The 21409-nt window shown below is 29.4% G+C and carries 22 protein-coding genes and 3 tRNA genes; 8 read left to right on the top strand and 17 right to left on the bottom strand.

Annotated features, from left to right (window positions below; translation table 11 throughout):
* Nucleotides 1-37: 37 nt before the first annotated feature.
* The 9 genes from ETU08_RS09960 to ETU08_RS09920 form a co-directional block, all read right to left on the bottom strand.
* Nucleotides 38-643 carry a J domain-containing protein gene (locus tag ETU08_RS09960; RefSeq protein ID WP_146262876.1) on the bottom strand — a complete coding sequence of 202 codons (606 nt, stop codon included), beginning with the start codon at nucleotides 641-643 and terminating at the stop codon, nucleotides 38-40.
* 82 nt (nucleotides 644-725) lie between these two features.
* Nucleotides 726-1310, bottom strand: coding sequence for a porin family protein (locus ETU08_RS09955; protein WP_146262875.1), 585 nt, complete (start codon nucleotides 1308-1310; stop codon nucleotides 726-728).
* Nucleotides 1311-1335: 25 nt separating this feature from the next.
* Nucleotides 1336-2208, bottom strand: a complete 873-nt coding sequence (sucD, locus tag ETU08_RS09950; RefSeq protein WP_146262874.1) for a succinate--CoA ligase subunit alpha — start codon at nucleotides 2206-2208, stop codon at nucleotides 1336-1338.
* Between the two features lie 46 nt (nucleotides 2209-2254).
* Complete coding sequence (locus tag ETU08_RS09945; RefSeq protein WP_146262873.1) at nucleotides 2255-3166, bottom strand: UDP-3-O-(3-hydroxymyristoyl)glucosamine N-acyltransferase; 912 nt, start codon at nucleotides 3164-3166, stop codon at nucleotides 2255-2257.
* Nucleotides 3167-3192: 26 nt separating this feature from the next.
* A complete protein-coding gene (gene efp / locus ETU08_RS09940) occupies nucleotides 3193-3756 on the bottom strand; it encodes an elongation factor P (protein WP_146262872.1) in 564 nt (187 codons plus the stop codon).
* Between the two features lie 20 nt (nucleotides 3757-3776).
* Nucleotides 3777-4574, bottom strand: a complete 798-nt coding sequence (gene lpxA, locus ETU08_RS09935) for an acyl-ACP--UDP-N-acetylglucosamine O-acyltransferase (protein ID WP_146262871.1) — start codon at nucleotides 4572-4574, stop codon at nucleotides 3777-3779.
* A 1-nt stretch (nucleotide 4575) separates the two neighbouring features.
* Nucleotides 4576-5970 carry a bifunctional UDP-3-O-[3-hydroxymyristoyl] N-acetylglucosamine deacetylase/3-hydroxyacyl-ACP dehydratase gene (locus ETU08_RS09930; RefSeq protein WP_146262870.1) on the bottom strand — a complete coding sequence of 465 codons (1395 nt, stop codon included), beginning with the start codon at nucleotides 5968-5970 and terminating at the stop codon, nucleotides 4576-4578.
* Between the two features lie 18 nt (nucleotides 5971-5988).
* Nucleotides 5989-7011, bottom strand: a complete 1023-nt coding sequence (gene lpxD, locus ETU08_RS09925) for a UDP-3-O-(3-hydroxymyristoyl)glucosamine N-acyltransferase (protein WP_146262869.1) — start codon at nucleotides 7009-7011, stop codon at nucleotides 5989-5991.
* Between the two features lie 43 nt (nucleotides 7012-7054).
* Nucleotides 7055-8290, bottom strand: coding sequence for an HD domain-containing protein (locus ETU08_RS09920; protein WP_260391086.1), 1236 nt, complete (start codon nucleotides 8288-8290; stop codon nucleotides 7055-7057).
* Nucleotides 8291-8350: 60 nt separating this feature from the next.
* Between ETU08_RS09920 and porX the strand changes: the two genes are divergently transcribed.
* From porX to ETU08_RS09905, 3 genes are all read left to right on the top strand, one after another.
* Nucleotides 8351-9892 (top strand): T9SS response regulator signal transducer PorX, encoded by a 1542-nt coding sequence (gene porX / locus ETU08_RS09915; RefSeq protein ID WP_146262868.1) that lies wholly within the window; start codon nucleotides 8351-8353, stop codon nucleotides 9890-9892.
* 85 nt (nucleotides 9893-9977) lie between these two features.
* A complete protein-coding gene (locus ETU08_RS09910; protein ID WP_146262867.1) occupies nucleotides 9978-10883 on the top strand; it encodes an EamA family transporter in 906 nt (301 codons plus the stop codon).
* Between the two features lie 16 nt (nucleotides 10884-10899).
* A complete protein-coding gene (locus ETU08_RS09905; RefSeq protein WP_146262866.1) occupies nucleotides 10900-11547 on the top strand; it encodes a protein-L-isoaspartate(D-aspartate) O-methyltransferase in 648 nt (215 codons plus the stop codon).
* A gap of 45 nt (nucleotides 11548-11592) precedes the next feature.
* Here ETU08_RS09905 and ETU08_RS09900 read toward each other — a convergent pair whose 3' ends face one another.
* The 4 genes from ETU08_RS09900 to ETU08_RS09885 form a co-directional block, all read right to left on the bottom strand.
* Entirely contained in the window at nucleotides 11593-12219 is a 627-nt protein-coding gene (locus ETU08_RS09900; RefSeq protein WP_146262865.1) for a DUF937 domain-containing protein, read from the bottom strand.
* 312 nt (nucleotides 12220-12531) lie between these two features.
* A tRNA-Leu gene (locus ETU08_RS09895) sits at nucleotides 12532-12615 on the bottom strand.
* A 40-nt stretch (nucleotides 12616-12655) separates the two neighbouring features.
* Nucleotides 12656-12728, bottom strand: a tRNA-Lys gene (locus ETU08_RS09890).
* A 37-nt stretch (nucleotides 12729-12765) separates the two neighbouring features.
* Nucleotides 12766-12838: transfer RNA gene (locus ETU08_RS09885), tRNA-Lys, on the bottom strand.
* A 103-nt stretch (nucleotides 12839-12941) separates the two neighbouring features.
* Here ETU08_RS09885 and ETU08_RS09880 point away from each other — a divergent pair.
* Nucleotides 12942-13454 carry a shikimate kinase gene (locus tag ETU08_RS09880; protein ID WP_146262864.1) on the top strand — a complete coding sequence of 171 codons (513 nt, stop codon included), beginning with the start codon at nucleotides 12942-12944 and terminating at the stop codon, nucleotides 13452-13454.
* Here ETU08_RS09880 and ETU08_RS09875 read toward each other — a convergent pair.
* Complete coding sequence (locus tag ETU08_RS09875; RefSeq protein WP_146262863.1) at nucleotides 13451-13834, bottom strand: RNA-binding S4 domain-containing protein; 384 nt, start codon at nucleotides 13832-13834, stop codon at nucleotides 13451-13453. The genes ETU08_RS09880 and ETU08_RS09875 overlap by 4 nt on opposite strands.
* Nucleotides 13835-14005: 171 nt before the next feature.
* On the opposite strand from ETU08_RS09875, the gene ETU08_RS09870 reads away from it, so the two are divergent.
* The 3 genes from ETU08_RS09870 to ETU08_RS09860 are packed head-to-tail and all read left to right on the top strand — an operon-like array spanning nucleotide 14006 to nucleotide 16786.
* Nucleotides 14006-15352 (top strand): dihydrolipoamide acetyltransferase family protein, encoded by a 1347-nt coding sequence (locus ETU08_RS09870; protein ID WP_146262862.1) that lies wholly within the window; start codon nucleotides 14006-14008, stop codon nucleotides 15350-15352.
* 3 nt (nucleotides 15353-15355) lie between these two features.
* Nucleotides 15356-15787: a copper resistance protein NlpE N-terminal domain-containing protein gene (locus tag ETU08_RS09865; RefSeq protein WP_146262861.1), complete on the top strand. Its 432-nt coding sequence runs from the start codon at nucleotides 15356-15358 to the stop codon at nucleotides 15785-15787.
* 57 nt (nucleotides 15788-15844) lie between these two features.
* Nucleotides 15845-16786: a YihY/virulence factor BrkB family protein gene (locus ETU08_RS09860; protein ID WP_146262860.1), complete on the top strand. Its 942-nt coding sequence runs from the start codon at nucleotides 15845-15847 to the stop codon at nucleotides 16784-16786.
* Nucleotides 16787-16872: 86 nt separating this feature from the next.
* On the opposite strand, the gene ETU08_RS09855 is transcribed toward ETU08_RS09860, so the two are convergent.
* Both ETU08_RS09855 and ETU08_RS09850 read right to left on the bottom strand, forming a co-directional pair.
* On the bottom strand, nucleotides 16873-17178 hold the full coding sequence (locus ETU08_RS09855) for a hypothetical protein (protein ID WP_146262859.1): 306 nt from the start codon (nucleotides 17176-17178) through the stop codon (nucleotides 16873-16875).
* Nucleotides 17179-17332: 154 nt separating this feature from the next.
* The gene (locus tag ETU08_RS09850; protein WP_146262858.1) at nucleotides 17333-17875 is read right to left on the bottom strand and encodes a YqgE/AlgH family protein; all 543 of its coding nucleotides are present in this window, start codon (nucleotides 17873-17875) and stop codon (nucleotides 17333-17335) included.
* A 43-nt stretch (nucleotides 17876-17918) separates the two neighbouring features.
* Between ETU08_RS09850 and pdxH the strand changes: the two genes are divergently transcribed.
* Nucleotides 17919-18566, top strand: coding sequence for a pyridoxamine 5'-phosphate oxidase (gene pdxH, locus ETU08_RS09845; protein ID WP_146262857.1), 648 nt, complete (start codon nucleotides 17919-17921; stop codon nucleotides 18564-18566).
* Between the two features lie 3 nt (nucleotides 18567-18569).
* On the opposite strand, the gene priA is transcribed toward pdxH, so the two are convergent.
* Nucleotides 18570-20993: a replication restart helicase PriA gene (gene priA, locus ETU08_RS09840; protein WP_146262856.1), complete on the bottom strand. Its 2424-nt coding sequence runs from the start codon at nucleotides 20991-20993 to the stop codon at nucleotides 18570-18572.
* Nucleotides 20994-21409: the final 416 nt, after the last annotated feature.

Genomic DNA, 21409 nt, shown 5'->3' with positions numbered 1-21409 from the left:
TCAAACGAAGATCATACCAATTATAATATGCAAAATGTTAAGATTTATTTAAAAATTGATCTATTTGTCTTTTTATATTTATTAAAACATTCATTAAATTGATATTTCTATTCATTGATTTAATATAACTATGAATGATGTCAATTAAATTGGATTTTGAATCGGCAAGAATAATTAACTGCTTAATAATATTTAATTTATCGTTGGATGAGAGATATTTTAAACAATCCAACACTTCTTTAATGATTTGCTCTTTAATATTTTGTGAACAATTTGTATGCAAATAATGTAAATTTCTATTATCTAATAATTTTTGAAGTGCACTATACAATGCTTTCTTACTTATTTTATTTCTATTTCTAGAATTTAAAAATTTACGTATTTCAATAAACTTATTTAAAAAAATTTCTGGAGTAACTACTTTATTTTTTTGAGTAAAATACTTTAAATCGTATTTTTTTTTTAATTCAGAATTAGATAATATATGATAGGCTTCATTAATTTCAATAAAAAATTTTCTATAATCTACATTATCCCTATTTCTATCCGGATGATATTTTAATGCTAAAGTTCTATAAGACTTTCTAATTTCAATACTTGAAGCCGAAGGAGTAAGATTTAATATGGAATATAAATCTTTCATATTGAAATAATTTTAATTTTGAGGAATATATAAAAAAAGATAGAGAAAAAATTCTCTATCTAATATACATTTAAATATTTGATTAATAAGAATTGAAGTAATAGGTTACTCCAAATCCTAAAATTGAAGTTCTTTGTTGTCCTTGATATTTTTTATAAACATCTGTTAGTCCATAATTATATCTGGCAAATATTTCAAACTTACGAGAGAAACTATATCCCATTCCAGCACCAATGGATAAATCTAAAGTTTGTGGCTTATCACCATAGTAAGCTTCGTCTAATTCTTTATTTTTTTGAGAAACTAGTATTCCTATTTGCGGTCCTATCTCTCCGAAAAATTCACTATCAGCTTCAGAAAAATAGGCTCTAAAATAGATGGGTATATTAACGTAATTTTGAGCATATTTAATACTACCATCTTTTTCTCCTTGCATAGAATAGGCTAACTCTGCATTAATATAAAATTGATTGTCATACCCCAATGGGAATTTTACTGAACCTCCTAATGATCCTCCGATGAGAGCTTTAGAATCAACATGTATTTCACTAACATTACTTGTGTGAACAGTTCCTCTAATACCTATACTAATTTGTTCTTGAGAGTGTAAACGGGTAATAAATAATAGAAGCAACAAAAAAACAACTTTACTAAAATAATTTTTCATATAATAAATTTAACATTCTTCTAATTTATTTTAAGAGATTAGCCACAGTTTTACCAATATCTGCTGGAGAATTAACTACAACAATACCACATTCAGACATGATTTTCATTTTAGCCTGGGCAGTATCATTTTCTCCTCCAACAATTGCGCCTGCATGTCCCATAGTTCTACCTTTAGGAGCTGTTTGACCTGCAATAAAACCAATAATAGGTTTAGGAGAACCTATAGATTTATACCAGTGGGCGGCATCAGCCTCAAGCTGACCACCAATCTCGCCGATCATAACAATGCAATCCGTATCCTCATCATTAATTAATAATTCTATAGCTTCTTTAGTTGTTGTTCCAATAATTGGATCTCCACCTATACCTATAGCTGTAGAAACCCCGTAACCTGATTTTACGACTTGATCTGCTGCTTCATAAGTAAGTGTACCAGATTTAGATACAATTCCTACTCTACCTTTTTTAAATACAAATCCAGGCATAATTCCAACTTTTGACTCTTCTGCGGAAATAACTCCCGGACAATTGGGACCTATTAAAGTACAATCGTATGATTTTAAATAATTTTTAACCTTCACCATATCTTCAATGGGAATACCTTCCGTAATGCAAACTATAACTTTTATTCCAGCTTCTGCAGCTTCCATAATGGAATCTGATGCGAAAGCTGGAGGAACAAATATGATTGAAGTATTAGCTTGGACTTTATCCACAGCCTCTTTAACAGTATTAAATACAGGCTTATCTAAATGAACGGACCCACCTTTGCCTGGGGTTACTCCACCAACAATGTTAGTTCCATATTCAATCATTTGTTCAGCATGGAAAGTACCTTCTTTTCCTGTAAATCCCTGAACTATTACTTTAGAATTTTTATTAATTAAAACAGACATATTTTTCTCATTTTTTTTGTGTAATAAATATATAAATAATATATAGTTATTTGACTAATTTTTTTAATGTAGCTAATTCTTTTAATTTACTTTTAGCTTCATCTGCCGGATATCCAAAATAAGTTTTGTTTCCTTCTAAATTTTTTGAAACACCGGATTGAGCTAAGATAACAGCTTTAGATCTAATAGTTATTGAAGAAGCTACACCTACCTGTCCCCAAATAGTAACCTCATCTTCTATAATACAACAACCTGCTATACCTACTTGAGAGGCTATCAGACATTTTTTCCCAATAACTGTATCATGTCCTATTTGTATTAAATTGTCCAATTTTGAACCTTCCCCTATAATTGTTGAATCAGTAACTCCTCTATCAATAGTGCAGTTTGAGCCTATTTCAACGTTATCATTTATAATTACGTTACCTACTGATTTTAAACGATCGAAGGAGTATCCTCTATTTTTATAATAGAATGCATCTCCTCCTATCACAGACCCTGATTGAATGATTACATTATCACCAATAGTTGTAAAATCGTGAATGACAACATTGGGGAATATTATGCAATTTTTTCCAATTTTTACTTGATTTCCTATGAAAACACCTGGCTGAATAATTGTGTTATCACCAATATCAAGATCAGTAGCTATCATTTGATTTTTTAAACTGAAATCTCTAAAATAACCATTAATAGCGTTGAAATCTCTAAATGGATCATCTGAAATAAGTAAAGATTTTCCTTCGGGACAATCTACTTTTTTATTTATTAAAATTGTAGTTGCATTACTATTTAATGCTTTTTCATAATATTTTGGGTGATCTACAAAAACTATCTCTCCTTTTTTTACTCGATGTATTTCATTAGTACCGTAAATAGGGAAATTTTCATCACCTATAAATTCAGCCTTAATTATAGAGGCAATCTCTTTCAGAGTAAAAATTTTAGGAAATTTCATAAATTAAGCTGAATAAAAATTAGTAATTATTTTACTCTTTCAATATAAGAACCATCTTCCGTATTAATCTTTATTCTTTCTCCAGCTTCAATAAATAAAGGAACTAAAATTCTTGCACCTGTTTCAATAACAGCATTTTTTTGTGCGTTAGTAGCTGTATTACCTTTAACCCCAGGTTCCGCTTCAATAACTTCCATTATTACACTTGCAGGTAATTCTGCAGATAATGGAGTCTCATCCTCCTCTTTTAAAATAATCATAACTTCTTCCCCTGCTTTCATAAACTGAGAATTTTCTATAAGATTTTTATCTATATAAATTTGTGAAAAGTCATCATTATTCATAAAATGAAATCCATGATCATCGTCGTATAAATATTGAAATTTTCTAGTTATAACTTTAACTTCTTCAATTTTACTACCTGCAGAAAATGTATTTTCAATTACCTTTCCTGAGGTTAAAGATTTCATTTTTGTTCTAACAAATGCAGGTCCTTTACCTGGTTTAACATGTAAAAATTCAATAATTTTAAATATATCATCATTAAAATTTATACAAAGACCTTTTTTTATGTCGCCCATTGAAGCCATAATATTCTAAACTTTTTTTATTAATCCATATTTTTTATAGCATTAAAACCTTTCATCACTCCTCTCATACTTGACTGTATAAATTGAATAATTTCATCCCTTTCTGGAGTAGCTTCAAACTCTGCTTCAACTACTGATAATGCTTGTGATATATTTAATTTTTTTTGAAAAATTACTCTGTAAATACTCTGTATTTCCGCAATTTTTTCTGAAGTAAATCCTCTTCTTCTTAAACCTACTGAATTTATACCTACATAAGATAAAGGATCTCTGGCAGCCTTTACATACGGTGGAATATCTTTTCTAACAAGAGAACCACCTGTAACAAAGGCATGACTACCTATTGAACAAAATTGATGCACTGCTGTCATCCCAGCCATGACTACAAAATCTCCAACCGTGATATGCCCTGCTAAAGTTGTATTGTTTGAAAATATACAATGATCACCTACAGTACAATCATGAGCTATATGAGAATAAGCCATAACTAAGCAATTATTTCCTATTGAAGTCTTCATTTTATCTAAAGTACCCCTATTTATAGTTACACATTCTCTTATAGTAGTATTGTTTCCAATTTCTGTAATCGTTTGTTCTCCTTTATATTTAAGGTCTTGAGGGGGTGCTGAAATCACTGTTCCTGGAAATATTTTACAATTTTCTCCTATTCTAGCACCATCCATGATCGTAACATTTGATCCTATCCATGTACCTTCTCCGATATGTACATCACCGGAAATTGTGGTAAATGGCTCAATAGTTACATTTTCAGCAATCTTAGCTTTCGGATCAAGTGATATTAATAACTTTTGATTCATTTTAATCTTTAGTTTTTACAACTTGTGCCATCATTTCAGCCTCCACAACCATTTGTCCGTTACAATAGCCATATCCTTGCATATGGACAATCCCTCTTCTAATAGGCTCTAATAAATCTATTTTAAGTATTAATGTATCTCCAGGTACCACCTTCTTTTTATGTTTAACTTTATCTAATTTTATCAAGTATGTAGAATAATTTTGTGGATCTTCAACATTCTCTAGAACAAATATTCCTCCCGTTTGAGCCATTGCTTCAATTTGCAATACCCCTGGCATAACTGGCTCACTTGGAAAATGACCTACAAAAAAAGGTTCATTAATAGTAACATTCTTAACTCCAATGATATGTTTATCATCAATCTCCATTATTTTATCCACTAACAAGAAGGGAGGACGATGAGGAAGCATTCTCATTATATCATTAATATTATATACAGGTGGTTGATCAATATTAAACTCAGGAATATTTTTCCTTTTAAATAATTTGTAAAGCTTATTTAATTTTTTAGCGAATTGAGTATTGGAATGATGTCCTGGCTTATTAGCTATAATTTTAGCTTTTAATTTAACCCCAACCAAAGTAAGATCTCCAACAACATCCAGCAATTTATGTCTCGCAGCTTCATTAGGATAATAAAGATTTACATTATCTAAAATTCCATTGGGTCTAACACTTACCTCTGGCTGATTAAAAACTGCTTTTAACTTCTCTAAAGTTTCTTCTGAAAGTTCTTTATCTACATAAACAATAGCATTGTTTATATCTCCACCCTTAATAAGCCCAGCATCTAATAAAGTTTCTAGTTCATGTAAAAAACTAAAAGTTCGTGAATTTGAAAACTCATCTTTAAATTCACTAATATTCTTCATTGTAGCATTTTGAGTACCCAGTACTTTGGTACCAAAATCAACCATTGTCATAACTTCAAAATGATCTGATGGAATGGCAGTTATCTCAGAACCAGTTTCTGGATCCGTATAAGAAATAATTTCTTTAATGGTAAAATATTCTCTGACCGCCTCTTGTTCTACTACACCCGCTTTTTCAATAGCTTCAACAAAAAATTTTGAAGAACCATCCATTATTGGTGGTTCTGAGTTATTAAGTTCAATATAAACATTATCTAGATCCATGCCTGTTAAGGCTGCTAAAATATGTTCACATGTATGTATTTTAACTCCTTTTTTTTCTAAAACAGTACCTCTTTCTGTTGAGGTAACATAAGCCGCATCAGCTTCAATGGTAGGCTGACCTTCTAAATCAACTCTTACAAAAACAAAGCCTGTGTTAACAGGCGCTGGTTTTATAGTCATTATGACCTCTTTACCAGTATGAAGTCCTTTGCCTTTAAGTACAAACTCTTGTTTTAGTGTTTTTTGCTTTTCAGACATTCTTTAATAAGTTAATTATTATTTATCTAATTTTTCTTCGATTTTCTTTAACCTTGAAACCAATTTCGGAAGGTCCTTAAAGTAAATAAAACTTTTTTGATATTTTAGATAGTCAATCGCTGGATATCCGAATAATCTTTTGTGATTTTCAACATCTGCCATTACTCCACTTTGACCTTGAATAATTACGCGATCTCCTATTTTTAAATGTCCAGCAATTCCTGCTTGACCTCCTATCATAACCCAATTACCAATTTTTGTTGAGCCTGCAATTCCTGTTTGTGCTGCAACTACTGTATGCTCTCCAATCTCAACATTGTGTGCTACTTGAATAAGGTTATCCAATTTAACCCCTTTTCTTATTATTGTTGAACCAATGGTTGCTCTATCAATGGTGCAATTAGATCCAACTTCAACATCATCTTCAATAATAACATTTCCTAACTGTGGAACCTTTTGATAACCTTCCGCCAAAGGCTCAAAACCAAAACCATCTCCACCTACAACAGTCCCTGCATGAATGACACAACGATTACCTATAGTACAATCATTATAAATTTTAGCTCCAGGTCCTATATAGCAATTTTCTCCTATGGTAACATTATCTCCTATGTATGCTTGAGGAAAAATTTTAGTATGATCATTAATTTTTACATTATTCCCAATATAACTAAATGCTCCTACATATAAATCTTGACCTAAAATTGCTGATTTCGAAATAAATACAGGATCTTCAATTCCTGTTTTATGAGTTCTCAAATCATTGTAATACCTAAGCAATTGATTGAATGAAGCATACGCATCTTTAACTACTATCATTGTTGGTAGTTCAGAAGTATCTTTAGGAATAAAATTTTCCGATATAAGTACAATGGATGCCTTTGTATCTTTTAAATAATTTTGATATTTTTCTCCCCCTAAAAAAGTAAGTGTACCAGGTGTACCATCCTCAATTTTAGATATGTATGAAACTATAACTGTAGGATCTCCTATTACAATTCCATTCACTAAATCTGCTATCTGTTCAGCCGAAAATTCCATAACTTGGCAAATGTAAACATTTTATTAAAATAATAAAAATTCTTTATAATTTTAATAATATATCTCTAGGAAAACATAGATGATACCTACAAATATATTTATTAGATTCATTATTAAAAACCGGATTCCCTAAATCTTGAAGTTTTACTATTTCTCCAGTTTTTAAAAGTAGTTTGATTGCTTGCGTTTTTCCTTCATAGAGAAATATATTCAGCTTGTTTTGATGTACAAAATACTTTCCATCTTTTAAATTATATTTTTCTTCAACTTTAGATTTTAACTTACGTATCTCTTCGTCTGATTTAGGATGAGAACTAATACGAGAGAAAGGTAATTTCCTTTGAATAATTGATTGACTTAAAATTTTTAGAATTTCATCATCTACAAATTGCCAATCTTTCAATGCTGTGATAATATCGGTATCATCCAATCGAGAAAAATACATTATATCTTCAGCATTTAACTGAGAAAAGTCTGATTTATTTAAAAAATAACTCAGTGTGGAAGTGGAAGGTATTTTCTTACAATCTTTAATTAAATCTTTTGCTCTTTTTAGGGCTTGAATTAAATATACCTCAGCAGTAACAGAAGTTTTATGAAAATAAACTTGCCAATACATAAATAACCTCGAAGTTAAATATTGTTCAATAGAGTAGATTCCTTTTTCATCAATTACTAATTCATCATGTACAACATTCATCATTGTAATTATGCGCTCAGAATTTATATTACCTTCTGAGACTCCTGTAAAAAAACTATCCCTTTTGAGGTAGTCTAATCGATCTAGATCAATTTGGCTAGATATAAGTTGATGAAAAAATTTTCTCGGATATTTATCACGAAAGATTTCTAAAGCTAGAGAAAGTTCACCATTATATTCATTATTCAATAAATTCATAAAAGTAATTGATAAACTTTCATGATGTATATTATCCATTAGGGTTGACTCTAAAGCATGTGAAAAAGGACCATGTCCTATATCGTGAAGCAAAATAGCTACAGATGCCGCTCTTTCCTCGTCCTTAGAAATTTTAACACCTTTTTGTTTTAAAACCTGCAATGTCAATTGCATTAGATGTGTCGCGCCTAAAGCATGTAAAAACCTTGTGTGGGTGGAGCCTGGATAGACATAATAAGTGAGACCGGTCTGTGAAATTCGCTTTAATCTTTGAAAGTACGGATGTTCAATTAATTTTAAGATTAAAGAATCTGAAATGGTAATGAATCCTAAAACTGGATCATTAAATATTTTCTTTTTTATATTTTTGCCTTGATTCAAAGGGCATATTTTTTGTAATTACAATGCAAAAATATAGATTAAAATATAAAAAATATATTAATGAGTGTTAAAATTTTGTGGATCGATGATGAAATTGAAATGCTAGAACCGCATATTATATTTTTAAAGAATAAAGGATATGAAGTTTTAGAGGTTAACAATGCAACCGATGGGTATGACATTATTATAAATGAACCTATACAAGCCGTTTTATTGGATGAAAATATGCCTGGTATTGGAGGTTTGGAAGCATTGCAAAGAATTAAAGAATTAAAGCCTCGCTTACCTGTAATTATGGTTACCAAAAATGAAGCTGAAGATATAATGGAAGAAGCTATTGGAGAACAGATAACCGATTACATATTAAAACCCGTTAATCCTAACCAAGTTTTATTGAGTTTAAAAAAAATATTGAAAAGTGATGAAATCATTGAGAAGCAAACTGTTAAAAACTATCAACAGGAATTTGGTAAAATTTCAATGGATCTAATGTATGCTCGTAGTTGTGAAGACTGGATACAGCTCTATCATAAATTAATTTTGTGGGAATTGCGTTTTGACAAGCTTTCAGATGTGGAAATGAATAAAATTTTGCAAAATCAAAAAGATGAAGCAAATAGCTTATTTGCAAAGTTTATTGAAAATAATTATTACAACTGGCTACACGAAAACTCAAATCCTACATTATCTCATACTGCTTTTAAAGATGTAATTTATCCGGTAGTTAAAAATAGTAGTAAAACCTTGCTACTAATGATAGATAATCTTAGATACGACCAGTGGAAGATGATTGAGCCCTTATTTAAGAAATATTTTTCAAGTTCTAAAGAACAAACCTATCTTAGCATTCTACCTTCAGCCACACAATACGCTAGAAATTCTTTTTTTGCTGGTTTAATGCCATCAGAAATTGAAAAAAATTACCCACAATATTGGACTCAAGAAACAGAAGATGGACATAAAAATCAGTTTGAAGAAGAATTATTAAAAATACAGCTTCAAAGACTGGGTCTTTCTAATATTAAATTAAAATACTATAAAATCTTAAATGCAGAATTTGAAAAAAAAGTTTACGATGAGTTTAAGTCTAATTTAAAATTTGATTTTATTAGCATCGTTTACAATTTTATTGATATTTTATCTCATGCAAAAACTAATAATAATATTGTAAATGAATTAATTAGAGACGATAAAACATTTAGATCTTTGACCTATACATGGTTTGAAAACTCAAGTATTTTAAAAACAATTCAGCTAGCCTCTGAGGAAGGATTTAAAGTTATAATTACAACTGATCATGGAACTATTTATGTTAAAAAACCTAGCAAAGTAATTGGAGATCGTGAATCCTCTACCAATTTAAGATATAAATTGGGTAAAAATTTGCAGTACGATTCTAAGGATGTATTTGCAATATCAAATCCTGAAGATTATTTTTTACCCAAAGTCAATGTTAATTCTAAATATATATTTGCAAAAGAAAATAAGTTTTTCGCATATCCTAAAAATTATAATCATTTTGTTAATTATTACAAAAACACTTATCAGCATGGAGGTATCTCATTGGAAGAAATGATACTGCCAATTACAATTTTAGAGTAGTTTTTCAAGGAATTTAAAATCGAAGCAAAAAGTATTCTACATTTATTAGAATACTTTTTTACTTTTGCAACCGAATTTAAAATCCATGAATCTTAGTTACATTAAATCACTTTTGTATGTTTGTTTGGCGGCATCCTCTTACGGATTGGTAGCTACCTTTGTTCGTTTAGCCTATAATCATGGATATACTACTGGAGAAGTTGTAATTTCACAAATGCTTATAGGATTAATTAGTTTGATTTTTATTCATAAAATAATTTATAGAAAAGAACAAATTAAACATTCAACAAAGGATAAATATAAACTTATCATTTGTGGGACTTCTTTTGGTTTAACGAGCACCTTTTATTATCTAGCTGTCCATTATAAAATTCCTGTATCTATATGTATCGTTTTGCTAATGCAAGCTGTTTGGATGGGGGCTTTCATAGATTTTATTGTTAATAAAAAAAAACCTTCTTTGATTGAAATTATTTCAATTTTTCTTATTCTAATAGGTACGGTTTTAGCCACTAATTTAATTAATGATAATCAAGTAAAACTTAATCCTATAGGTTTATCATTTGGTATATTAGCAGCAATATCTTACACTTGTTCCATGTATTCCTCCAATAAAATTGGAACGCAAATGTCACCTACGCTACGTTCTGTTTATTTATTTATGGGTTCAACTATACTAGTATCTTTAATTTGGGGAAAAAGTATTCTACAAGGAACTTTCAATTTTACAATATTTTACCAATGGGGAATTATCTGTGCTTTATTTGGAGCAATTTTACCCACTATATTATTTACTAAAGGGATGCCTGTAGTAGGTATTGGTATAGGAAGTATTCTAGCCTCATTAGAGTTACCCATATCTGTCTTAATGGCAAAATTTATTTTGAATGAAAATGTGTATTTTCTACAATGGATAGGTATTGTACTCATATTAATTTCAATCGTTTTGTTAAATCTAAGTTTTTTATTACCCAAAAACACTAAATTATAATCCTGCATTATTAAATATGGCTTTAGATACACTCAAGCACAAAGGAAAAAGAAATAAGCTCATTCAACTACTTAGATCAAAAGGAATTGGTGATGAAATGGTTTTAGAGGCCATGAATCAGGTTCCTCGGCATTTATTTATAGATTCAATATTTGAGGATTTAGCTTATGAAGATAAGGCTTTTCCCATTCTTTCCGGTCAAACAATTTCGCATCCATATACAGTAGCTTTTCAAACACAGCTTTTACATGTTCAACGCGGTGAAAAAATACTTGAAATTGGAACTGGTTCCGGCTATCAAACAGCTGTTCTAGTTGCATTAGGAGCGCAAGTATTTACTATTGAAAGGCAAAAGGAATTGTTTGAATTTTCAAAAAAAATCTTAAAAAAAATTCATTTCCCTCCAAAATATCAAACTTTTGGAGATGGATACCAAGGAATTTCTTCTTTTGCTCCTTTTGATAAAATTATTGTAACTGCTGGTGCTCCAAATGTCCCTAAAATGCTATTACAACAGTTAGCCATAGGAGGAATAATGGTTATTCCTATTGGAGATGAAGCTCAAAAAATGTATACAATTTTAAAATTAGATATCAATACCTTCGAAACTATGGAATTTGGTGATTACCAATTTGTTCCTATGCTCGAAAATAAAGAACTATAAAAATTCAGTTTTTATCTTATTTTTATAGTTCTTTATTGAAAAGATTTATTTGCCTAAAAATTTGCCTAATAAATTACCCAAAAGTCCATTTCCCTTTGAACTTTTATTCCCAGAAACTAAACCTGCTAAATCATCTAAACCTAATTTTCCATCTCCATTTTGATCTAGTATACTTGACAAAATGCTACTTCCTGAATTCCCCCCTAAAAGACTGGATAACAGATTGGAAATCCCCCCTCCATCAGATATATTTGAGGATTGTGCTTGTTTTCCTAAATATCCCATAATTATAGGAGCTAATAAGCTTAATATACTACCTACACTGCTTGCAGAAACTCCTGTCTTCTGACTAATTCCATTTTGAATATCTCCTAATTGATTTCCAAATATATTTCCTAGAATCCCCTTACCTTCTTGCTCATTTCCTCCATTCCCTAAAAAGCCTGAAATATTATCAAGTATACTACCATCGTGTTTAGAAGTTACGGCATTTAAAATTCCTTGGGCTCCTTCTTCAGTAGATGCATTATTCTGTAAAGCCCCTAATAAAGCTGGGATTGCTGATGAAACTACCGATGATGTTTGCTCAACTGAAGTATTTGTTTTCTCACTAATTCCATTGATGATTTGACTTCCTAAGCCACTTGTAAGTAAATTTAAAATGTTTTCCATTATAAAATAAATTGTAATTTAGGCTAATATAATATTTTATAATTAATTTAAATGTAAACCTTTATTTAAAATATATTACATGTTTAAAATATATTGAAGTTTTTTATGAATAATATTCTTTAATTTCTTATATTTTATGTATTCTATATTCAATTTAAATAAACATTAATGTAATTTAAAAATCAGATTTTCAGAGATAAAAATTTTTGATTACAATAAAGGTAATATATCAATAAATTTACGGATGCATTAAAGTAAATTATAGAACAAACATTTAAATAATTTTATCTCATCTTGGAGAAAAAACATAAGTACTCACGACCGGATTTGAACCGGCACATCCTTACGGACACCACCCCCTCAAGATGGCGTGTCTACCAATTCCACCACGTGAGTTTATTAAAATAAAAAAAGCTTGAGATAAACTCAAGCTAAGTGACCTGGCTGGGGCTCGAACCCAGGACCCCAACATTAAAAGTGTTGTGCTCTACCAACTGAGCTACCAGGTCAAATTTGATTGACTTAAACTGAATTAGAATTAAATTGTGACCTGGCTGGGGCTCGAACCCAGGACCCCAACATTAAAAGTGTTGTGCTCTACCAACTGAGCTACCAGGTCAATTATATTCTAATTGCGTTTAGCGAGTGCAAATATAAATACTTTTTTCTTTTATACAAATATTTATAAATAAAAATTAGATATTTGTGAAAATTTTTGATTTATGAATATTTCATTGATTGGATATATGGGATGTGGGAAATCAACCATCGGAAAAGAAATTTCTGATATTACCGGACTAAAATTCATAGACTTAGATTCTTATATTAGTAGTAAAGAACAAATGTCTATTAATGAGATTTTTTCTAAGAAAGGGGAAGTATACTTTAGAAAAATTGAAAAAAAATATTTACATGAAATTTTAAATTTAGAATCTATTGTACTTAGTTTAGGAGGAGGTACCCCTGTTTATTACGACAACATTGAAACAATAAATAACAAAAGCTGTTCTTTTTATTTAAAATTATCACCTAAGGAACTAGCACATAGATTAATGAAAGAAAAAGAACATCGTCCTTTAATCTCTCGTATTGAAGATCAAAATCTTGAAGAATTTATAGCCAAACATATTTTTGAACGCTTTCCTTATTACGAAAGGGCAAAATATAAAATTAATGGAAATCAAGATGTTCCTACAATTGTAAATGAAATTATAGATATAACTAAACCTAGTTAATTTTCCTCTGAAAGATCATCAGAAGTATAACTTTCTAGATCTCTTCTATCTTTCTTGGTAGGTCTTCCTATTCCCTTTTGTCTATAATAATTTTGTGTTGATAATCTTGTTTGGAGCAACTCTAACTGTTCGGGTTCCGTAAGATCTTTACAATACAAGGAAACTAGCTTTGCACCTACTCTGTTGGTTGGGATTTGGATTACTTGAATTTTATAATCAATTTGATTTTTTCTTATGGTATATATCTCACCGCTGTTAACCTCTTTTGAAGGCTTAACTACATTTTCATTTAATGAAATTCTATTTTTTTTACATTCCTCTGTAGCAATTGCTCTAGTCTTATATACTCTTATACACCATAAAAATTTATCTATTCTCATTGTATTTTATTTACAAAAATTATACTAAAAATAAATATTATATTTTGAATTGGTAAAATAATATTTTTATAATTATCATAAAATGCTGATTAACAATTAAATATACGCAAAGTATTTATGTTTTATTCAAATCATAATTTTTCATTAATTTTGCACGGCTAATTGTATATTATGAGTGAATATAAAATTACCTTACCTCCAATGGGGGAAGGAATTATAGAAGCAACAATAACCCGATGGGTAAAAAATGAAGGAGATTTTATTAATGAAGACGAAATTATTGTTGAAATAGCAACAGATAAAGTTGATTCCGATGTACCAACTCCTAGAGCAGGTAAACTTATAAAAAAGTTAAAAGATGTTAATGAGGTCTGTGACATTGGGGAAGCTTTTGCTATTTTAGAAGTTGAAGATGATTCTTCCAGTAATAGCAATAATATAAGCTCCAATACATTGATTGAAAGTAGTGAAGAAGAAATAATTGCACAATTAGAATCTCCATTAGTACACAAAACTTCTTCCATTGAAAACACTGAAAAGAAAAAAGATAATTATTATTCCCCATTAGTCCGAGCAATTTGTGAGCAAGAAAATATTTCTGAATCTGAGAGACAGAGTATAGTTGGAACTGGTTTAAACGGGCGTATTACTAAAGAAGATATACTTACTTATCTTAAAAATAGAAGTGAGATTTCTTCTACTGAAAAGGTATCTATTATAGAGTCTAAAATTATTTCTAGGGATTGTGAAACTCCTTCCGATTCATTAATCAATGATTTATCTACTAAGACTATAGTTTCATCTTCTGAATCGGATGAAATTTTTGAAATGGACCGAATGCGAAAGCTGATTGCTGAAAATATGCTCAGAAGCAAACAAATAGCCCCGCATGTTACCTCTTTTGTAGAAACGGACGTTACCAATATTGTATTATGGAGAAATAAATTTAAAGATTTATTTTATAAAAAGGAAGGGGAAAAATTAACTTATACACCCATTTTTATACAAGCGGTAGTTAAAGCGATTAAAGACTTTCCAATGATTAATATTTCTGTTAAAGGCTCTACCATTATTAAGAAAAAAAATATAAATATTGGTATGGCCACTGCTTTACCTAACGGAAACTTAATTGTACCTGTTATAAAAAATGCTGATCAACTAAGTCTTTCTGGTTTGGCTAGGAAGATTAATGATTTGGCTAACAGAGCAAGAACTAATAAATTAAATCCTGAAGATACTCAAGGAGGAACTTATACCGTAAGTAATATTGGAGGATTTGGAAATATTGCTGGAACCCCAATTATTAATCAACCTCAAGTAGCAATACTTGCCATAGGAAGTATAGTGAAAAAACCAGCGGTTATTGAAACTCCTCAAGGTGATTTAATTGGAATTAGACATAAAATGATTTTATCTCATACTTTTGATCACCGTGTGGTTGATGGTGCTTTGGGGGGGATGTTTATAAAAAGAATTTCTGATTATTTAGAGGATTTTGATCTTAATACTGAGATATAAAATATGGCTAGATATAAACTACTTTTTTTTATAATAATATTTACAAGCATCCTAAGTTGTAAAAAAAATTCAGTTCATGAATCAACCATTGCTTTAGATTCACTCAATTCAATACAAAAAAAGGATAAAAATATCTCAAATTTAGATGTTATAACTGGAACATATAATGGAGTTATTTCCTGTGATGATTGTGAGAATGTACAACTAACTTTAAAAAATAATGGCGAATATTCTTTATTAATTCATTTGGCTGATGAAGAAGATAGTCGGAAAAATACAACCCTTTTAAATGGTAGGTATATTTGGAATTCTAAAGATTCAATTATTTCTTTAGATCAAAATCATTTTAAGTTTTTAAAGCAAAAGAATAAACTTTATTTCCTATTTGATAATTCTTTAAATATTGCTGAAGATGAGGTTTTAGTTAAGGAATAGATAATTTTAGTACTTATTAGTTGTTTTATAAGTACTAAATAGTCTAAATAGTATGCTATGAATATATTGGAGAGTGTTAAGCAATATTTAAAAAGAATTAAAATTTCATCGATTAATGGAATTTCATTGTATGAAATTCTTCAAATCTATTTTCAAGGAATAACTAAAGGTGCGATTGGATATAGAGCTGCAGCTGCTTCTTGGAATGTATTTATGAGTTTTTTTCCTTTTTTAATATTTTTTTTACTTCTTATCAGTTACTTACCTTATTACGACGAAATCCAGCATTTGATTTATGATTTTTTATTAAAAAAACTTTTACCTCCCAATATTTTTGATATTGTAAATGGTTATATGAATGATCGTATACTACTTGTAAATAATCATTTAAATAGACCAAATATTTATTTATTATTGTTATCCGTTCTTTTGTTTATTATATTATCTTCCAACGGAATAAGATCGCTAATCACAGGATTCAAATCGGTTAATAATCATGATCCCATAGAATTTAAAGGTTTTCGGTCATTCTTTTTAAGCATATTTATTATACTATTTTTTTCAATCTTTTTAATTGTTTCTTTACTATTATTCTATGTAAGTGAAATAGTTTTAAGGCTCTTTCAATATTCTATATCATTCAATATCATAGAATTTAGAACAATAATTAACATTTTTAATTATATTATATCTTCAATAATATTTTTCTTTGGAACTTGTTTTCTTTATTATTGGGGTAGAACTGCTCGATTAAAATTTAAAGAAGTCATTCCTGGTGCTTTACTAACCACCCTTCTATTTCCTATATGTACTTATATATTTGGTTATTACATAACCCATTTTACTCGCTTTAATGTTCTATACGGTTCCATTGGCTCGATGCTTATGCTTATGATATGGGTAAACCTATCTGTAACTTTTATATTAATTGGTTATGAATTGAACATTGCAATAAGAAAAGCTAAATTTAACAGGAGTTTCATTAAGGATAAGGTTTGAAAATAAATTTTAACTACATAATGATTATTATTTAAAGATAAATTAAAAGGATTACTTTAAAAATTTTCTCAATTATGTCTAGATTTTTAGATTAAATCCTGAATTTTTATAATTTTTATATAGTGTTTGCCAAGTTTAGATGTATAGCTTCCATTTCCATTAAAAACATACTCTCTATTAATTTCTAGTTTTAATAAATTATTCCTATCGACAACAGCGTAGATAATTGTATTAGGTTGTAAATTTTCATTCACTGAACTAGTGATTTGAATTTTTAAAATATCCAATTGTTTATTTCCCTTAGAAATACTCTTTTCATTATTTATTACTATACCCGTAAATTGGTAATGATCAATTTTTTCTTTTAATGTATGTTTTTCTACTTTATTCATATTCATAATATTAGTAGAATGACATGAAGAAATAATAAATAGATTTACAATAATTAATATTTTAGTGATGGATTTTAATAACATTATAATGTATTTAGTTAAACGAAAATTTTAAATTCTTTTGAAAAATAGTTGATTAGAATATTCAATTTTATTAATTATATAACGGATTCGTAGGATAATTTACCCATATAATATTCCTTTTATCAGCTTTTATTAATTTATTTTTCCAAAGATTATCTTCCCATTTTAAAATATTTAGATCTTTATCGGGTAAAACCATCCAATCCTTATTGTTTAATTCACTTCTCAACTGTTTATATTTCCACCCGGTATAGCCTATAAAAAAACGAATTTCATCATTTTCAATCCACTTATTTTTAAGTGCTAAAGTAATTTCTTTATAATTGCCCGACCAATAATAATCTTTACCTATATATGTACCTTTTGAAATTAGATCTGGTCTTGAATGTATGACAAACAAGTGATCTTGATTCACGGGACCTCCCATATATACATCCATGTCTAAATCAATTTCTGGGATTATCTCATTTAACTTTTTTTCGTACAACTTATTTAAAACAACCCCCACAGAACCTTTAAATGGATCATCTCCGGTTAAATATATAACAGATTTTGAAAAATATTCATCATTCAAACCAGGCTTAGCAATTAATAAATTACCCTTATAACTCATTTTTAAATATCTTTACATGAAGTAAAAATACATATTTTAAATAATGGAAGATTTATCCAACCTAAGAAAAATTTACAATTCCGGAAAACTTTTGGAATTAGATCTAAAAGATAATCCTATGGAATTATTTAGAGACTGGTACTTACTTGCAAAAAGTCACGATTTGATCTTAGAACCCAATGCTATGTCTGTTTCAACTATTGAAGATTCAAAAAATCCACGCACCCGTATGGTTTTACTTAAAAAATTTACTTGGGAAGGATTTATTTTTTTTACTAATTTCGAAAGCCGTAAAGGTACTGCCATTGAAGAAAACAATAATGTTTGTTTAAATTTTTATTGGGATCGGTTAGAGAAACAAATAATTATAAATGGTTGCGCAGAGAGATTATCAGCGAATTTATCTGATGGTTATTTTCACTCTCGCCCTAGAGGAAGCCAATTAGGAGCAATAGTCTCTCAGCAAAGTAAAGTGATTCCCAACCGTGAATTTCTGGAAGAAAAATTAAGAGTTTTAGAAGAAGAAACTAAGAGTTTAAATGAACTTGAGAGACCCAATAACTGGGGTGGATATTTAGTAAGACCTAAACAAATTGAATTTTGGCAGGGAAGACCCAATCGATTGCACGATCGTATATTATATACATTGTTAGATAATTTTGAATGGAAAATAGAACGTTTAGCTCCTTAATATTTATAAGGGATCTACATCAATGGTAATCTTCACTGATCGATAGGCTTGGACGGATTCAACTTTTGTTAAACTTTGTTCAATAAAAAATTTTAAATTTTTGGTTGATTTATTTGCAGGATGCTTCAACAGTACTTTATATATATAATAATTGTTGATCCTAGGAATTAGCCCCTCCTCAGGTCCTAATATAAAAGGTTCTTGTATAAAATTCCTTAAATATTCTACTACAAATGTAGCCGTTTTCTTTGCTTTGTCTTGTTTTTTATGTTTAAAGGTAATCTCAATTAAACGATAATACGGGGGATATAAAAATTCCTTCCGCTCTTGCAAGATAGTATCCTTGGCTAAATGGTAATTGTTTTCTTGAATGAATAAATATAAAGGATTTTCAGGATCAAAAGTTTGTATTAAAACTTTACCCGCTTCTCTTCTTCCTGCTCTTCCACTTACTTGGGTTAACAATTGCAAGGTTCGTTCTTCCGCTCTAAAATTTGGGAAATTCAATAATGAATCCGCACGTATAACTCCAACCAATTGTATAGAATCAAAATCTAAACCTTTGGTAACCATTTGCGTCCCTATTAATATATCTATTTCATGGAGGTGCATTTTTTCAAATAGTATTTCATACGCATGTTTTCTTTTCATGGTATCTACATCCATTCTTGCTACCCTTGCCTCTGGAAATAAATGTATAATTTCTTCTTCGATCTGCTGTGTTCCGATTCCTTTAGTCTCCAATGAATGGGAATGACAACTAGGACATGTTTGAGGCAAAGCCCGAGTATTTCCACAATAATGACAACGCAAGGTTGAAGAGACTTTATGATAGGTCAATGAAACATCACAATTGGGACAGGTGGGCGAATGGCCACATTGATTGCATTCTAGTATGGGTGAAAACCCTCTACGATTATGAAAAAGTATAACTTGTTTTTTATTTTCTAAACAAATTTTAATTTGTTCGTACAATTCATAAGAAATATTGGGGGTAATGGTTGGTGTACGTAATGAAACCAAATCAACTTCAGGTAATTTTATTTCTCCAAATCTTTGATTTAGTTCCACAAAACCAAATTTACCTTGGTCACAATTGTAATAGCTTTCCATGGACGGTGTTGCCGAACCAAGTAACACCTTAGCCTTGAATTGGTGGGCTAAAATTTGCACACAATCTCTAGCATTGTATAAGGGCAAAGTATCACTTTGCTTATAAGAACTGTCGTGCTCTTCATCTACAATAATTAATCCTATGTTTTGAATAGGAAGAAAAATTATTGACCTAGCTCCGATTAAAATTTTGTATTTATTGTTCAATGTATTTTTCCAAACTTCAACCCGCTCATTCTGGTTTAGTTTTGAGTGATAAACCCCTACTTCATTGCCAAATCTTTTTTGAATTTTAGTAACTAATTGCGTAGTAATTGAAATTTCCGGTAATAGTAACAAACAATTCTTACCCAATTTTAATTGTTCATCAATCAGGTGAAAATAAATTTCTGTTTTACCAGAGGATGTAACTCCTTGTAACAAAACTGTGTTATATTTAGAAAACTGATTACGGATTTCATGAAAGGCTTGGTTCTGAGCCTCTGAAAGCTCATTAAAATCCTCTATATTATCGTCGTAATCTTCAATTCTATCAATCTGCAATTGAAATTCGATTAAAAAATTTCTATCTATCAATCCTTTTACAACAGCCGGAGAGAATCTATCCACAAGCTCTCTTTTTCCTATATGACTAGTTCTCTGTTGTTGCCATTGAATAAATACTAAGAAGGCTTCTCTTTGTTTGGGTGCTCTATCAATTTCTAAAAGCGCTCGCTTAAAAATTTCAGAATTTTTAAAATCTGGATTCAAATCCAAATAAACCATTTGCTTAGGTTTATATTTTTCAATGATTTGCTCATCCAACTCAACCAAATTTTTTTCAAACAATGATTTTATGGTAGGAACAATATGTTTTTTAGAAATAAATGATTCAATTTCCTTTAAATCGATGGAAGTTTTAACTTCTAAATTCTGCATTACAAATATTTCTCTTTCATCCAATTCTTCCCATATTATCTCGTGACCCGTTTTTCTTATATACGTTTCACTTTCTAATTTTAAAGCACTTGGAAAAGCATTTCTATAAACATCTCCTAAGGTACATAGATAATACTCTGATATCCATTTCCAGAAATTTAACTGGTTTATAGTAACAAATGCTTCATTTTCTAATATTGTAAAAATCTCTTTCGTCTTGTAGAGCTCGGGTTTTATCTTATGAATTTCTAAAATGATTCCAGTGTATAACTTTTTTCCACCAAAAGGCACGACAACTCTTTGCCCAATTTGTAGACTATTTTCAAGTACTTTAGGTACATGATATGTAAATACCCCTTTAATAGGGAGTGGCAAAATTACATTAACAAACTCCACCCTTTTAAAATATTATAGATTCAAATATACGTTTTAAATTCATTTAATATTTTGCCCTTCGTATGTATTAAAAGATCAACCAATTAAAAAATATTTAAATAATAGAATATTTTTTTGCTCAATTCTTTCGTTTAAACATTTAAACAATTAACTTTACTATTCTTCAATTAAACAACTATGAAAATATTACATTATTTATTTAACTATAAATCTACCATATTTATCTCTTTAATAGTATTAATTATAACAATTCTATGTCTAAATATTTACCCCATAAAAAAGGAGCATTCTTTAATTGAAAATGCTATATTTACTGGAAGTATAATTTCGCCAGTAATATTTTTATTTATTACTATTGGATTATTTAAAGGATTATTTTGTAAAAATACACCTACTCCATCAAATAAAAATTATGG

The organism is Apibacter muscae, assembly GCF_007845635.1.
Classification (GTDB): domain Bacteria; phylum Bacteroidota; class Bacteroidia; order Flavobacteriales; family Weeksellaceae; genus Apibacter; species Apibacter muscae.
This window is presented reverse-complemented; position numbering and strand designations above follow the sequence as displayed.